Source organism: Rhodococcus sp. B50, assembly GCF_013602415.1.
Lineage (GTDB): Bacteria > Actinomycetota > Actinomycetes > Mycobacteriales > Mycobacteriaceae > Rhodococcus.
Genome location: NZ_WPAG02000002.1, coordinates 4,126,390 through 4,141,427 on the forward strand (window position 1 = coordinate 4,126,390; position 15,038 = coordinate 4,141,427).

The 15,038-nt window shown below is 66.1% G+C and carries 12 protein-coding genes; 8 read left to right on the plus strand and 4 right to left on the minus strand.

The genetic code is table 11. The features are described 5' to 3' along the window. Positions 1-22: 22 nt before the first annotated feature. The 3 genes from GON09_RS19465 to GON09_RS19475 form a co-directional block, all read right to left on the minus strand. Positions 23-964: an alpha/beta hydrolase gene (locus tag GON09_RS19465; RefSeq protein ID WP_213933245.1), complete on the minus strand. Its 942-nt coding sequence runs from the start codon at positions 962-964 to the stop codon at positions 23-25. Positions 965-1,123: 159 nt separating this feature from the next. Further along, positions 1,124-1,942, minus strand: a complete 819-nt coding sequence (locus GON09_RS19470; protein WP_213933246.1) for an SDR family NAD(P)-dependent oxidoreductase — start codon at positions 1,940-1,942, stop codon at positions 1,124-1,126. 99 nt (positions 1,943-2,041) lie between these two features. Further along, positions 2,042-3,418, minus strand: a complete 1,377-nt coding sequence (locus GON09_RS19475) for an MFS transporter (RefSeq protein WP_213933247.1) — start codon at positions 3,416-3,418, stop codon at positions 2,042-2,044. A 458-nt stretch (positions 3,419-3,876) separates the two neighbouring features. Between GON09_RS19475 and GON09_RS19480 the strand changes: the two genes are divergently transcribed. After that, positions 3,877-4,905 (plus strand): TetR/AcrR family transcriptional regulator, encoded by a 1,029-nt coding sequence (locus tag GON09_RS19480; RefSeq protein ID WP_213933248.1) that lies wholly within the window; start codon positions 3,877-3,879, stop codon positions 4,903-4,905. A 75-nt stretch (positions 4,906-4,980) separates the two neighbouring features. Here the strand turns inward: GON09_RS19480 and GON09_RS19485 are convergent, their stop codons facing one another. Beyond that, positions 4,981-6,051, minus strand: coding sequence for a Zn-dependent alcohol dehydrogenase (locus tag GON09_RS19485; protein ID WP_213933249.1), 1,071 nt, complete (start codon positions 6,049-6,051; stop codon positions 4,981-4,983). A 431-nt stretch (positions 6,052-6,482) separates the two neighbouring features. Here GON09_RS19485 and GON09_RS19490 point away from each other — a divergent pair, with 431 nt between their 5' ends. From GON09_RS19490 to GON09_RS19520, 7 genes are read left to right on the plus strand one after another with little or no spacing between them, the layout of a single operon-like run. Then, the gene (locus GON09_RS19490; RefSeq protein WP_244865568.1) at positions 6,483-7,520 is read left to right on the plus strand and encodes a Rieske 2Fe-2S domain-containing protein; all 1,038 of its coding nucleotides are present in this window, start codon (positions 6,483-6,485) and stop codon (positions 7,518-7,520) included. Then, complete coding sequence (locus GON09_RS19495) at positions 7,517-8,674, plus strand: acyl-CoA dehydrogenase family protein (protein ID WP_213933251.1); 1,158 nt, start codon at positions 7,517-7,519, stop codon at positions 8,672-8,674. The genes GON09_RS19490 and GON09_RS19495 overlap by 4 nt, the downstream gene beginning before the upstream one ends. Positions 8,675-8,683: 9 nt before the next feature. Next, the gene (locus tag GON09_RS19500; RefSeq protein WP_213933252.1) at positions 8,684-9,766 is read left to right on the plus strand and encodes an acyl-CoA dehydrogenase family protein; all 1,083 of its coding nucleotides are present in this window, start codon (positions 8,684-8,686) and stop codon (positions 9,764-9,766) included. Then, complete coding sequence (locus GON09_RS19505; protein ID WP_213933253.1) at positions 9,763-10,572, plus strand: enoyl-CoA hydratase; 810 nt, start codon at positions 9,763-9,765, stop codon at positions 10,570-10,572. The genes GON09_RS19500 and GON09_RS19505 overlap by 4 nt, the downstream gene beginning before the upstream one ends. Beyond that, on the plus strand, positions 10,569-12,143 hold the full coding sequence (locus GON09_RS19510) for a class I adenylate-forming enzyme family protein (RefSeq protein ID WP_213933254.1): 1,575 nt from the start codon (positions 10,569-10,571) through the stop codon (positions 12,141-12,143). Before GON09_RS19505 ends, GON09_RS19510 begins: the two co-directional genes overlap by 4 nt. Positions 12,144-12,187: 44 nt before the next feature. Beyond that, on the plus strand, positions 12,188-14,086 hold the full coding sequence (locus GON09_RS19515) for a flavin-containing monooxygenase (RefSeq protein WP_213933255.1): 1,899 nt from the start codon (positions 12,188-12,190) through the stop codon (positions 14,084-14,086). Positions 14,087-14,101: 15 nt separating this feature from the next. Continuing rightward, positions 14,102-15,022 carry a TIGR03619 family F420-dependent LLM class oxidoreductase gene (locus GON09_RS19520; RefSeq protein ID WP_213933256.1) on the plus strand — a complete coding sequence of 307 codons (921 nt, stop codon included), beginning with the start codon at positions 14,102-14,104 and terminating at the stop codon, positions 15,020-15,022. Positions 15,023-15,038: the final 16 nt, after the last annotated feature.

The following is a 15,038-nucleotide window of genomic DNA, read 5'->3' on the forward strand; positions in this document are numbered from 1 at the left end:
CCGATTCCGGGATGCTCGTGGTTCAGCTGGTCAGTGCTCGCCGGATGGCGGCGGTGTAGTCGGCGTCGATCCGCTGGGAGATCGCAGCCTGGGGGAACACTCCGGACGATCCGTGGAAGGTTCCGGGGTAGAGATGCAGTTCGGTGGGCACGCCTGCCTGCGTCAACCGCTGGGCGTAGTCGATTCCCTCGTCGCGGAGCGGATCGAAGGAGGTGACCGCGATGTACGCCGGTGGCAACCCGCTGAGGTCGGTGGCCCGTGCGGGGGCGGCGTATGCCGAGGTGGCGGTCCGGTCGGCGTCGGCTCCCAGGTAGTGGTGCCAACTGTCGATTCCGTTCTGCCGGTTCCACAACGGGGAATCGATGTACTCGGTGGCAGAGGTCGTGAGCAGGCGGTCGTCGAGGACGGGGGAGTCCAGCGCCTGGAAGATCACTGCGGGACCACCGGTGTCGCGGGTCTTGAGCGCGACTGCCGCGGCGAGCCCGGCGCCGGCGCTGATCCCGGCGAGGACGATCCGGGTCGTATCTATCCCGAGGTCGTCGTTGCCGGCGACCCAGGTCAGGGCATCGAACGCATCGTCGAACGGTATGGGGAAGGGGTGTTCCGGAGCGAGTCGATAGTTGACGGAGACCACGACCGCGTCCAGGCTCGCGGCCAGTGCCGACGGAACCCGGACATCGGTCGCGGCGTCGCCGAAGACGAACCCGCCGCCGTGGAAGTAGACGACGCACGGGAGTGCTTGCGCGGTGCGGCCTTCCGGTTCGAACACGATGAGGCCGATGTCGGCTCCGTCGGTTGCGGGCGCGGTCCGGCCGTGCACCGCGACGCCTGTGGGTACGGCCGTCATCGGATCTTCGGTCCTCATCGACCGGATGACTGCGCGCGCCTTCTCGGCGTCGGCGACGTCGAGTTCGGGGAGGAATCCCGTCATCGGCCGGTATTCGGGATCGACGGCGTAGGACATCGATTCCTCTCCTTGTGCGCTAGGAACGAGTGCTCCGGTCGACCGCGACCGGAACTGTGTGACGTGACCGCGATCACTGCGGCTGAGAGAACTGTAGCCATTGGCTACTTTCTCGTCAACCGTCAATCGTGATGTTTCCCGGAGCAGGCTCGCATCGACTCAGAAACCCGACATGTCGTACGGGTATTTGTTGGTGGCTCCGCCGTCCACGATCATCACCTGGCCGGTGATGGTCCGGGCGAGGTCGCTCACGAGGAAGGCCAGGGCGCTTGCGACGTCGGCCGGCAGCGTCAACCGCTGGAGCGGAATCTGGGTGCGGGTGTTCTCGAGTGCGTCGGAGTCGAGTACTGCCGAGATCCGCGGTGTGACGACGAATCCGGGAGCCACGGCATTGACGCGAACACCGTACGGTCCCAGTTCGATCGACGCGGACCTGACCAGCGAGCCGAGTGCGGCCTTGTAGACGCCGTAGGCGGCGTGCACCGGAGAACTGCCGATACCGGAGACCGACGAGACGAACGTGACGGACCCTTCGCCGCGGTCGCGCAGCCGACGACCGAAATGCCGCAGCGTGAGTAACGCGTGTCGCAGGACGATGGACTCTTCCCAACGCCAGTCCTCATCGCTGATGTCGAGCAGAGGCCCGTAGCGCGCCATGCCGATGACGTCGACGACGCCGTCGAGCTCACCCGCCCGTTCGGCCAATGCGGCCATCTCGGAGTTGTCGGTGGCATCGACCTGCTCCGATGTGGCGCGGGAGCCGATCTCGGCGCACACCGCGTCGGCGCGGTCCCGGTCCACATCGACGACGATCACCTCGGCGCCGAGCTGGGCGAGGGCATGGGACACCTGCCGTCCCATTCCCTGCCCGCCTCCGAGCACGAGGTAGCGGCGTTGTGAGAGGTCGAATCGACTGCGGTAGTCGATGATCCGGTCGCTGTCTGCGGAGCCGTGAGACGGCGCGGAATCCTGGGGCATGGGTACTCCGATCGAGAGAGAGCAGGCGGCCTCGGGGGCGTGGAGTCATGGGCGTGACCCCGATGCGTACGGGCGCATCGGGGCCACGATCGGTACGTGTCAGACCATCTTCGGAGCCGGTGAAGGTTCCTCGACCGGATTCGCATCGACGGATTCGGTGTCGCCTGTGATGAGCGAGGCTTCGGGTGCCGCGTTGCTGTTGCTGTTCGGCATGGTGGCGATCACCACGATGCCCAGAAGTGCTGCAGCGCCGACGACACCGGACGCGGCGTAGGGATTGCCCGTGATCGCGGTGAACTTCCCTGCGAGATAGGGGCCGAGGCCTCCACCGATCGCCGAGCCGAGACCGAATCCGATGGCAGCGCCCGTGTAGCGGACCGCGGCGGGGAATACCGACGTGAGCGTCGCATAGACGGGGACGGCGGATGCTCCGGCCAGGCCGACGAGAAGCATGTGGCCGCCGGCGGTGACGATCAGGTTTCCGCCGGTGGCCTTCATGAAGTACATGATCGGGAACATCGTGACCAGGATGATGCCCAGCCCGATGACCATGGTGTTCCTGCGGCCGGCCCTGTCGATCAGGAAGCCGGCCCCGAAACCGATGGCGACGGCGAAGGTCGATCCGGCGGTGGCGATCCAGGCGGTGACGCCCGGGGCCATGTCGACCTGCTGCTGCAGGAACAACGGCATGTATGCCGGAACCACATACCCGATCGCAAGGACCGAGGTGCTGAGTGCGATCACCCGGAGCAGGGTCGCGGGGTACCGCGTGACGACCGAACGCACGGGTGAGGACTGGACCTTGTGTGCACTGGCGAGTTCCTGGAAATCGGGTGATTCCTCCAGACGCTTGCGCAGATACAGCACGTACAGCATCAACGGCAGCGACAGGAGGAGCGGAATGCGCCAGCCCCAGTTCGCCATCGTGTCTTCCGAGGTCAGCGAGGTGGTGAGGGCGACGGCCAGGGGAGCGAGGGCGGCACCGAATGCGAATCCCACCGGGGTCATCGCGCTCAGGATGCCGTAGTTCTTGGCGGAGGCGTGCTCGGCGACGAAGGTGGCCGAACCCATCTGTTCGCCGCCGGCGAAGAATCCCTGCAGCATGCGGGTGAAGACGAGCAGGACCGGGGCCATGATTCCGACGGTGGCGTGAGTCGGCAATAGACCCATGAGAATGGTTGCCCCGCCCATGCCGGAGATCGTGACGATCAGCGCGAAGCGACGACCGTATCGGTCACCGATCCGGCCGAAAACGATGCCCCCGATGGGGCGTGCGAGGAATCCGGTACCGAGAACGGCGAGCGAGCTCAGGACTCCGGCCGTGGGGTTGTCGCTGGGAAAGAACAGAGGCGATAGGTAGGCGATGAGGAAGGTGAAGACCATGAAGTCGTAGGCCTCGACGGCAGTTCCGAAGAAGCCTGCGAGCGACGCCCTGCGGGCCACGCTCGGTGACGGCGCGATCTCGGGTGAGTTCATATCGATCCTGTTCGGTTGTGTCCTCCGGTGTGCTCACCGGGAAAGTTCGGCTCCGACTCGGTGCAGGCGGGTCTCGTGAGCGGACTGCGCAGACGTCGCGGCCTCCGCCACGAGCGGGGGGCGTATGTGTCTCCGATTCGCATTCGATGTGGGTCGGTCTCGTCCGGGCCGCTACCTGGTCACGTGACCGAGCAGCGTCCGGGATCCCGACATGAATGTGTTGGTGACGCGGTCGCACCGAGCCGCCGTCGACCTAGTGACTGCCGTCACAGTAGCCATTGGCTACGCTTGCGTCAATACGTGTCGGCACGTTGTTCCGTCGAGCGGGATGACAGGGCGTAGGAGATTCGCAAAGATGGGGTGTGACATCGGAACACCGATCGGTCGCCGTTTGTACCGGCGAGCGGATTCGTCACGCGAATCCCGCTGTCGCTGATCATGATAGGGTCTGCGCCATAATGGAGCACCTCAGTGAGACCGCCGCCTTCGCCGACGACGTCTGGACCACACCACAGGTGGCGAGCTTCCTGGGTATCAGTCGTCAGGCGATCAACAAGCGTGTCCGGAGCCGGAAGATGCTCGGATATGCGGGCGACGGGGTGACGCTCTTTCCGGTGTGGCAGTTCGACACCGAGAACCACACAATCCGTCCCGAGGTCCCTGAGTTCCTCGCGGCCTTCGACGAGAACATCGAACCTGCTGCCATCGCCCTGTGGGCGATCACGAAGGTCGACGGATTCGATCGGACTCCCGCCGAGTTGCTGTTGGATCCCGAGACCGAGGACGACGCGCTGCGGTTGGCCGGCACCTGCACGACCGACTCGATCGAGGAACATCCCGCACTGCAGGCCGAGCCCGACCCCGAAATCGCGGAGAAGAAGGTCGCCGAGTGGAGGCCCACCCGGCCGGGGGCGTCCGGAGCGCAGGAGGCCATCCTTCTCGCCGCCGCGGAGCTCTTCGCGCGCAAGGGCCCTGCGAAGGTGACGCTCCGGGAGGTCGCGGCCGCGGCGGATGTGTCGTACGGATTGATCCACCGCTTCTACCGCACCAAGGAAAACTTGTTGATGGCGGTGATGGAGCTGCTGGTCAGTTACGGTGGCACGCGTCTGTCGGAGGAGAAGGACGCCTACGCCGCCATCGACAACTCCTTCGGTGCCGATCTCGACTCGGGTCAGTTCGGTCGGATGCTGATGTGGTCGATCTTCGAAGGAATCGCGCCGGATCGATTGATCGGAGAGGCACGCTCGGGTGGTTACCGCGCGCACATAGACGCCTTGTGGAAGAACCCGGTCGAGCCGGAGTTGCGCTCCGAGTTCGATTCGAGTGTGGTGGCGGCTCTGGTCGGTCTCGTCGCGTCGGCGTGGGAGGTGTACGAGCCGTACCTCACCGAACTCGCCGACGGTACCTGGCGCAGCCCGGAAGATGTCCGGCAGCAGGTGACCGAGTTGCTCAAGCTGCTCGTCTACGCTTCCCGACCCAACAGGTGAGACGAATCGACGAAATGGAACACGCGGAAGACCTCGGGGAGGTCTTCCGCCTGTTCTCGTGTGAGGTGAGTGCCGTCAGGACCGCATCAGCAGCACACCGCGGTCGAGCTTCCCGGCCCGAGCATCGTCCACGAGGGACTCGAAGTTCTCCAGCTCGTAGGTCTTGGTGACGAGCTCGTCGAGGAGGAGCCGGCCGGACCGGTACATCTCCACGTACTTCGGGATGTCCGCACCCGGTCGTGAGGAGCCGTAGCGGCAGCCCAGCACCGAGCGGTCCATGTAGAAGGTGGTGGCCGGGACCGACAACTTGGCCTCGGGTCCGGCGACACCGAGCATGATCAGCTGCCCGCCCCAGTCGAGCATCTCCATCGCCTGACTGGTGATGGCCTCACCACCGGCGCAGTCGAAGACGTGGGCGGCGCCGCCGTCGGTGAGCTCCCGGATCGCGGCGACGGTGTCGCCGGCGGTCGCGTCGACGAAGTGGGTGGCACCGAACAGGCTGGTCTTCGTCTCCTTGTCGGGATTGGTGTCGATGGCGACAATCGTCGTGGCACCGGCGATGCGGGCGGCCTGGATGACGTTGAGGCCGATGCCGCCGGCGCCGATGACGACGACAGAGTCGCCGGGGACCACACGGGCACGGTTGAACACCGCTCCGGCGCCGGTCAGCACCGCGCAGCCGATCAGGCACGCCGTCGACAGTGGGACATCCTTAGGGATCGGCACTGCCTGACCGGCCTTGACGACGATGCGCTCGGTGAAGGTGGACAGGGCTGCGTAGTTGTAGATCGGGGTGCCGTCGAGTTCGAAGGGGGTCTCCCTGTTCCCGAACGAGGCACGGCACATCGTGGGGCGTCCGGAGGTGCATGCGGCGCACTGACCGCAGGTCGCCAGGGTCGACAGCACGACGTGGTCGCCGACGGCGGGCGTGCTCACACCCGGTCCGACGGCCTCGACGATGCCGGCGCCCTCGTGCCCGAGGATGACGGGTGTGGGGAAGGGGATCTTGCCGTTGACGACGCTCAGGTCGCTCTGGCACAGGCCACTCGCGACGATGCGGACCTGGACTTCACCGGGGCCGGGGTCGCGGACGGTGACACCGTCGACCAGCTTGTTGACGGTGCCGTCGAAGACGATCGCTTTCAATTCTCGACCTCGCTGTCAATGAGACCCATCCGGACGATACGCGGAAGCGCAGTGGGATGCGGGTGGGAAACGAAGGGGTGGTGGGAAATCCGGGGCCACCGCAGTGGCACCTGTATCGATGCCGGTGATGCTATGGCCGACGGGTCCGAGCGTCAAGCGTGGCGTCAACACCGCCCAACTGGCGAAACGAGGAGAAATTCTCGACTTGTTGACGCAAGCGTAGCCAATGGCTACAGTGATGCCAGTCACGACATGAGGTTGCAGTGGCCCCGAGGCCGAGCGGAGGAAGTTTCGCCCGACGCCGGGTGGGCGCGTGTGCCCGCGCATGTCTGTCGATCACGATTCGTGAATGCCCTCGTCGTGGAAAGTCTTCTGCGCCGGTGCCCGAAAAAGCTTCTGTTGCAATATTTCAGGAGGATGAAGTGTCACCCATGGCCTTATCGATGAAGCCGACGGGGTGGTTCCAGATCGGTTGGTCCACCGACCTCGAGGCCGGCGACGTCAAGCCGCTGCGGTACTTCGGTCACGATCTCGTCGCCTACCGAACCCAGAACGGCCGCCTGGTGGTTCTGAATGCATATTGTGAGCACCTCGGCGCCCACATGGGCCACGGCGGCACGGTGGCGGGCGACGACATCCGATGCCCCTTCCACGGTTGGCAATGGAGCCCGGAAGGTCGCAACACCTGCATTCCGTACCAGAAAGCCACGAACCGGGTCCGCAGGATCGGCACCTGGTCCACTGCCGAACGCGATGGAATCATGTACATCTGGCACGACGTCGATGGCCGCGACCCGCTGTACGACGTTCCCAGCATCTTCGATCTGTTCCCCGGTTCCGGTACGGCGGACGACTACCACGAGCTGGGGGAGGCCGGCCGTTTCCAGAGCGACGAACTGCCGATCCACCCGCAGTACGCCGCCGAGAACGGTGTCGACTTCGCGCACTTCAAGTACGTCCACCGTGCCGACGAAATCCCGACCGTCGTCCACCGCGAGTTCGGCGACACCGATTTCAAGACCGAACTGGCCCTGAACTTCAAGCGCCGCGGCGCCGACGGTTCGTACGAGCTCGTCGAAGGTCGTACCCGCGCTTCGCTCCTCGGCCTCGGGCTCGGTTTCTCCCATGCCGACGGTGTCGGCTCCATCTGTTCGCTGACCGCGGTCACTCCCGTCGACGACGAGCGCTCGATACTGCGGTTCTCCGCGTGGGCGAGCAAGGAGGACGGCGAGGACGAGACCCGAGTGGCCAAGCGACAGCGGAACGCCGTCGGACAGCTGAAGGCCGATATCGCCATCTGGGAGCACCAGCGCTACACCGAGCCCCCGGGTCTCGCGACCGCCGAGGCTGCGGGCTTCCGCGACATCCGTCAGTGGGCCCGCCGCTTCTACCCCGAAGGTCACCTCGGCAGCGGTGCCGCCGAGCAGACCGCGGGTAACGACGAATTCCAGGCAGGAACCGCTTCATGAGACCGACCCTGACAGCAGACCACGAGGCCTGGCGTGCCGAGATCCGGGAGTTCCTCGACGCCGAGCTGCCGAAGGAACACGCCTTCAACCCTGAGTTCGACGACGCGCCCGAACAGTGGGCGATCGCTGTCGAATTCAGCAAGAAGATCGCCGCCAAGGGATGGATCGGCCTGACCTGGCCGAAGGAGTACGGCGGCAAGGGGTTGACCCCGATCTTCAATCAGATCTTCCTCGAGGAGCTGTACGCGGCCGACGCGCCTCTGATCAACTCCGTCGGCATCTTCCTCGCTGCCGGCACCATCCTGGTGGGTGGCACCGAGGAGCAGAAGAAGCGGTTGCTGCCCGACATCGCGAACATGCGCACCCTCTGGGCCGAGGGCCTGACCGAGCCCGGAGCCGGTTCCGACCTCGGCTCCCTGCGGACCAAGGCCGTCAAGGACGGTGACGAGTGGGTCATCACCGGCGAGAAGGCGTTCACCTCGTGGGGACCGATGTCGGACGTGCTGTACGTGGCCGCTCGCACCGATCCCGAGGCAAGCCTGAGCGCCGGCGTCAGCATCTTCGTCGTCGACCTGAACAGCCCCGGCGTCACCCTGCACCCGATGCGCAACTACGGCGGCGGCGTCCAGTCCAGCACGTTCCTCGACCACGTCCGCGTGCCGGCGTCGTCGCTGATCGGTGAGGAGGGCAAGGGCTGGCAGTACATCATGCGTGCCTTCTACGCGTCGGGGACGGTCGAACCGATCTACGCCATGCAGGAAGCGCGGCTGCGCGACCTGCTCGAGTACTGCAAGGCGATCCCCGGCAAGCTCGACGACCCGCACGTGAAGGCCGACCTGGCCGAACTCGCCGGCATCGTCCAGACCCAGCGTCTGCTCGCCTACGAGATCATCGGCGACAACGCGCACGGTCGCCAGACCCCGTGGGGCGGTGGCGTCCAGCAGGTCGCCGCGAAGGAGTACGAGCCGCTGTTCGCGCAGATCTACGACCGGGTGCTCGGCCCGACCAGCCAGCTGCGGTCGGGATCGTCGTACGCCCCCCTCAACGGAAAGCCCGAGGCGTGGTACCGGCAGTCCTTCGCCAACCACGCCGGAGGAACGTCCCAACTCAAGCGGATGGTGCTCGCGACGCGGGGCCTCGGCCTGCCCCGATAGGAGCTGAAGATGGAATTGGCATGGGGCGAGGACTTCGCTGCCCTCGCAGATGTGAGCAAGTCGGTGTTCGCGCGGTACTCGCCGCTCGAGGACCGATCCAACACGGTTCCGTTCGCGGACCAGGTCGCGCAGTTCGCCGAACTCGGCTGGCTGCAGCTCGGCGACCCGACCGGCGCCGACGCCGACAGCCCGTCGCTCGCGACGATCGCCGGCATCTTCGTCGAGGCGGGACGGTCGCTGGCCGCCACTCCGCTGCTCGAACTGACGATGTCCCGCGACGCCGCTCTGGTCCTCGGCACCGACGAGGCGACGAACCTCGCCAAGCGCATCGGCAACGGTGAGGCCGTGGTGGTCCCGGTGTTCCCCTCCCCCGAGTGGGGCTCGTCGGTGACCTACGAGAACGGCACGCTCGACGGGGTCGCACTGGCCGTGGACCACGCGGGCGACGCCGACAGCTTCCTCGTGTACGCACCCGGTGTGGAAAGCATTGTGGCGGTGGTGGAGGCGAGCTCGGCGACCGCTGTCGAGGCGATGCCGAACATGGGCGGGTACCCGATGTTCGCGGTGACCTTCGACAAGGTGCCGGTGGCCGACGCTGCCGTGCTGGCTCGCGGCGCCGACGCCGACAGTGCCGTCGAGGTCGCAGAGCAGCGCGCAGCGGTGCTACGCGCGGCGCAGCTCTACGGTGCCGGGCTGAAGCTGCTCGACATCACCGTGCTGTACGCGCAGCAGCGGCACCAGTTCGGTGGACCGATCGGACGCTTCCAGGCGGTGCAGTACCTGTGCACCGACCTCGCGATCGCTGCGCACTTCACCTCGGTGCACGCCCGGTCGGCAGCCGCCGCCCTCGACGCCGGTCTCGATCCGCAGCCGCACATCGGTCTGATGCGCAAGCAGGCGGCGAAGGCCGCGCAGGAGATCGTCCACTCGGCACACGAGGTTCACGCCGGCATCGGGTACATGATCGAGTCGAACGTGCACCTGTTCACCGACGCCGCCAAGCGCTGGCAGTTCGATTTCGGTTCTGCGGCGCGCAACGACGCCGACATCGTCGATGCTCTCGACCGCATCTACACCGGGACCGGCCGATGAGCTACATCGACTACCGCGTCGACGACGCCGTCGCCGTCATCAGCCTGAACCGTCCGGACCAGCACAACGCGCAGGACGCATCGCTGTTGCAGGACCTCGACGCCCGCTGGCAGGAGGCCGCCCGCGACGACGACGTCATGGTGATCGTCGTGCGTGCGAACGGCGACAACTTCTCCGCCGGCCACGACCTGAAGACCGTGGCCCCGGGGTACTTCAAGGAGGGTAAGACGACCCTCGAGAGCGCCTACGGCTGGGAGACCGAGCACTACCTCGGTTTCTCCCGCAAGTGGCGCGACGTACCGAAGCCGTCGATCGCAGCAGTCCAGGGTGCCTGCGTCGCCGGGGCTCTCAACGTCATCTGGCCGTGCGACCTGATCGTCGCGGCCGACAACACCTATTTCAGCGACCCCGTCGTGAAATTCGGTGTCGGTGGCGTCGAATATCACGCGCACACCTGGGAACTCGGCGCCCGTCGCGCCAAGGAGATGCTGTTCACCGCCCGGAAGTTCACCGCTGCGGAGGCGTTCGACGCCGGCATGGTGAACCGCGTCGTCCCGCTCGACGAACTCGACACGCAGACCATGGACCTCGCGCGTGAGATCGCGCAGATGGACCCCTGGGGACTGGCCACCGCCAAACGTGCCGTCAACCAGACCCTCGACATCATGGGTCAGCAGGCGGCCCTGCAGTCGGCCTTCGACATCCACTGGCACGGGCACGCGAATGCCCTGTTGCGCACCGGATATCCGCTTCTGACGCACGGCCCGCTTTCCTCGAAGACGAAGACGAAGGAGGAGAACTCGTGAACTCGGACATCGCGCCGAACGACGCAGTCTCCCTGTGGGATCTGCTGGCCCTGCGGGCCGAGACCACCGGCGACGCCGTCGCCCTCATCGACGAGCACGATCGTCGTATGACCTTCGCCGAGGTCGTTTCCGTGGCCGAACGCGTCGCGGCCGGCCTGCTGGCCCGCGGCATCGAACCCGGATCCACGGTGAGCTGGCAGCTGCCCACCCGCATCGAGACCGTCGTCCTGAGCCTCGCACTGTCGCGTCTCGGCGTGATCCAGAACCCGATCATCCCGCTCTACCGGGCACGCGAGGTCAAGGCGATGCTCGCCCAGTGCGAGTCGGAATGGCTGATTACTCCGGGGGAGTTCCGCGGTTTCGACCACGGCGCCATGGCCAAGGAGTTGCGCGCGGCGAGCGGTGACCGCCTGAAGCTGTTGACCGTCTCCTCCGAGCTGCCCGACGGCGACCCGGCCGGTCTTCCTCCCGTGCCGGTCGGCCGCGACGAGGTGCGTTGGATCTATACGACCTCCGGAACGACATCGGCACCGAAGGGTGTCTGCCACACCGACGGCACGCTCATCGCCGGCGGAGTCTCGCTCGCCGACGCGATCGGTGCGACCGCGGAGGACGTCGGCACCATCTTCTTCCCGTACGCGCACATCGGCGGCCCCGACCTGCTGATCGCCTCGCTGACCACCGGCATGTCGCTGACGCTCATGGAGGTCTACGAGCCGCGTGCGGCGGTGGACCTGATGCGTCGTGCGGGCGTGACCATCACCGGTGGTTCGACCCCGCACTACGCCCTGCTGCTCGAGGAGCAGCGGAAGAACCCGGGCGTTCGCGTGGTTCCGACTCTGCGCATGCTGACCGGCGGCGGAGCGCCCATGCCGGAGAAGCTGTTCCGGGACGTGCTCGCCGAGATGGGCATCCCGATCCTGCACGCCTACGGCATGACCGAGTGCCCGATGATCACCTCGGCGCGGATGAGCGACAGCATCGAGCAACTGGCCACCACCTCCGGTCGTCCCGTGCTCGGTTGCGAGGTGCAGATCCGCACCGAGGAGGACGACGTGCTGCCCACCGGCGAGGTGGGCCGGGTGTGGCTGCGCGGTCCGATGTTGTTCAAGGAGTACCGCGCCGACGGCGAGATCATCCGTCCCTTCGACGCCGACGGCTGGATGTTCACTGGCGACACCGGCAGGCTCGAGGCGGAAGGCCATCTGGTCCTCGTCGGCCGGGAGAAGGACCTGATCATCCGCAAGGGCGAATCGATCAGCCCCACCGAGATCGAAGAGGTGCTCGCGGCGCATTCCGCCGTCGCGGACGTCGCCGTCATCGGCCTGCCCGACGACCGGTCGGGTGAGCGCATCTGCGCAGTGCTGCAACTGCACGACGGTGCAGCCGATCCCGACGTCGACGAGATCCGTGCGTACTGCCGGGAGGCCGGTATCTCGCCGGCGAAGTTCCCCGAGGACGTCGTGATCGTCTCGGAGATGCCGAAGACCCCGACGATGAAGATCCGTAAGCAGCACCTCCGGCAGTCCGTCATCGACCAGCGGGCACTGTCCGGCGCGGCCGTCGACTGACACCACCCCGTGCCCGCCCCCGAATCCGAGAATTGGAAGTTTCCATGCCAGGACGTAGCTTCATAGAGCGCGCCGTCGAGTGCGCCGACACCAATGCGTTGCGGATGGCGCTGTACCAGGCGACCCGCGACGCGGAGATCGCCGCGATCACCCCCGAACGCGTCTTCGGCCCGACGACGGACGCGATCGTGTTCTCCGACGAGGACACCGCGCTCATCCGGGCGAAGTCCGTCGAATACCTGCTCTCGGAGCCGGACGAGTCGACGCTGCCGGTCCCGTCGCGGGACGAGATCGTCGAGCTGCTCGAGATGGCGGAAGCCCGCACTCTCGGACCCGACGATCTGATCATGCGGCACAAGCTCCTGGCCTTCCCCGACCTGCCCTATCAGGCACAATGGCACGGGGAGAAGGTGATTCCGGAGGGCTACCACGTCGCGATCGTCGGTGCCGGCTTCGCCGGTATCGCCATGGGTGTGCAGCTGGCGAATCTCGGTGTCCCGTTCACGATCTACGAGCGTCGCGCCGAGGTCGGCGGGGTGTGGAGCATCAACACCTATCCCGACGTGCGCGTCGACACGGTGAGCTTCACCTACGAGTACGCCTTCGAGAAGAAGTACCCGTGGACCGAGTACTTCGCCCGGCAGTCCGACGTACGCGCGTACCTCGACCACGTGGCACGCAAACATGGTGTGTACGAGCAGATCCGGTTCGGCTCCAACGTCACCCAGGCCCGTTTCGACGAGCCGACGCAACGCTGGACACTGACCGTGAAGGACGAGGAGTCCGTCACCGAGGTCGAAGCGAACGTGGTGGTCGCAGCCAGCGGTGTGTTCGCGACACCGCGTGAACTCTCGGTGGAGGGAGTCTCCGACTTCACCGGCCGGATCGTGCACACCGCCCGGTGGAACGAGGACGTCGAGTACGCCGGCAAGAAGGTCGCCGTGATCGGCAACGGCTCGACCGGTGTGCAGTTGCTGTCGAAGATCGCCGAGAAGGCCGAATCCGTGACGGTGTATCAGCGCACACCGCAGTGGATCTCGCCGCGAACCAATTACGGCGTGCCGATCTCCGATGAGCTGCAGTGGCTGATCCAGAAGATGCCGTTCTACTGGAACTGGAACAAGTACGTCGCCGGCCTGGCCACCATCGACCTGCGCAACGTGCTCATGCCGGACGCGGAGTGGATCGCGAACGGGGGGCAGATCAGCAAGCGCAACGACATGCTGCGCGAGATCCTGGTCGGCTACATCTCGGCCCAGGTCGACGGCCGGCAGGATCTCATCGACAAGCTGGTTCCGGACTACCCGCCGATGACGCGCCGCCCGGTGGTCGACAACAACTGGTACGCCTCGCTCACCAGGAACAACGTCGAGCTCGTCACGACCCCGATCGAGCGGATGACCGACACCGAGATCGTCACCGTGGACGGGGAGGCCCGCGAGACGGAACTCGTCATCGCGGCGGTCGGTTTCCAGACCGAGAAGTACATCTGGCCGACGCAGTACTTCGGCCTCGGTGGTGTGACCCTCGAGGACGTCTGGACCGCGCAGGGTGCGCAGGCGCACCTCGGCATGACCGTGCCCGGCTTCCCGAACATGTTCATGCTGTACGGCCCCAACTCACAGCCGGTGGCCAGCGGTGCGGGCCTGCCTGTGTGGTTCGAGGTCTGGACAGGCTACATCGCCGAATGCATCGTGGGGATGCTCGAGAAGGGCCGGGCGTCGATGGTCATCCGCAAGGACGCCTTCGACGAGTACAACGAGCAGTTGCACGAAGAGGCCAAGAAGCTCATCTACCTGATGCCGAACTCGGCGATGGAGAAGAACTACTACGTCAACGAGTTCGGCCGGCTGCAGATGAACGCGCCGTGGAACGGCGAGAAGTACTACGAGCTGTGCGAGAGGCCGGACGAGTCGCACTACGACTTCACCGCCGCGCAGTAACGCACTCTCCGCGAAGTGAAGTTCACTCTGGAGTATCCCGGTGACGTCGCGGGTGCGGCGCCCTGCTTCCGCGAAGGCGCCGCGCTCGCTCGGATCAGCAGGGACGCACAGGATCACGGTTTCCAAGCACTGTGTCTGCCCGATCATCCGGCACCGTCCGCGAAATGGTTCGACGCCGGCGGGCACGACAGCTTCGAACCAGCGGTCGCGCTGGCGTACGCGGCGGCGGCCACCACGTCGCTGAAGTTGATGACCAACCTCTACGTGTTGCCCTTCCGCAATCCGTATCTCACCGCCAAGGCATTGACGACATTGGATCTGCTCTCCGGTGGCCGTCTGGTCGTCGGGGTGGGGGCGGGATACCTGCGGTCGGAGTTCGCAGCGCTGGGTGTGAACTTCGATGACCGCGCCGCACTGTTCGACGAAGCGATCGACGCCCTGCGCCGTATCTGGTTGTCGCCGGCCACGCCGGTGACCGGCGACGGTTTCGGTGGGACAGGGGAGATGCGTCTGTACGGTCCTGTGCAGCAACCGCATCCACCACTGTGGATCGGTGGGAACAGTCGTGCGGCGATCAGGCGGGTGGTGACGGCAGGGGAGGGTTGGTGCCCGGTCGTCGGATCCGAGCAGATGACCTCCTCGGTTCGGACGGCATCGCTGGCGGGCGTCGACGACCTGCGTCGCGCAGTGGGGCGTCTGCGGGACGAACTGCTCCGTCTCGGCCGGGACCCGGCGCAGATCTCGATCCAGGTGGAGGCCCCACCGGTCGATGTGGCCGACTCCCGCTCCGTGATGAGGTTCGTCGAGCACACCGACGAACTGGCGGAGGTCGGTGTGACGCACCTGTGTGTGCATGCCGATGCCCGGTCGCTCGAAGCCGCGTCGGAATTCGTCGCGGGCTTCGGAGAGCAGATCCTCGAGCCGCTGTCGGGTTGACGCCGATATCGTCGGC

Excerpts from the sequence above, each read along its gene's own strand:
- GON09_RS19465 (WP_213933245.1), bottom strand. The coding sequence starts at position 964 with ATGTCCTACGCCGTCGATCCCGAATACCGGCCGATGACGGGATTCCTC.
- GON09_RS19470 (WP_213933246.1), bottom strand. The coding sequence starts at position 1,942 with ATGCCCCAGGATTCCGCGCCGTCTCACGGCTCCGCAGACAGCGACCGG.
- GON09_RS19475 (WP_213933247.1), bottom strand. The coding sequence starts at position 3,418 with ATGAACTCACCCGAGATCGCGCCGTCACCGAGCGTGGCCCGCAGGGCG.
- GON09_RS19480 (WP_213933248.1), top strand. The coding sequence starts at position 3,877 with ATGGAGCACCTCAGTGAGACCGCCGCCTTCGCCGACGACGTCTGGACC.
- GON09_RS19490 (WP_244865568.1), top strand. The coding sequence starts at position 6,483 with ATGGCCTTATCGATGAAGCCGACGGGGTGGTTCCAGATCGGTTGGTCC.
- GON09_RS19495 (WP_213933251.1), top strand. The coding sequence starts at position 7,517 with ATGAGACCGACCCTGACAGCAGACCACGAGGCCTGGCGTGCCGAGATC.
- GON09_RS19500 (WP_213933252.1), top strand. The coding sequence starts at position 8,684 with ATGGAATTGGCATGGGGCGAGGACTTCGCTGCCCTCGCAGATGTGAGC.
- GON09_RS19505 (WP_213933253.1), top strand. The coding sequence starts at position 9,763 with ATGAGCTACATCGACTACCGCGTCGACGACGCCGTCGCCGTCATCAGC.
- GON09_RS19515 (WP_213933255.1), top strand. The coding sequence starts at position 12,188 with ATGCCAGGACGTAGCTTCATAGAGCGCGCCGTCGAGTGCGCCGACACC.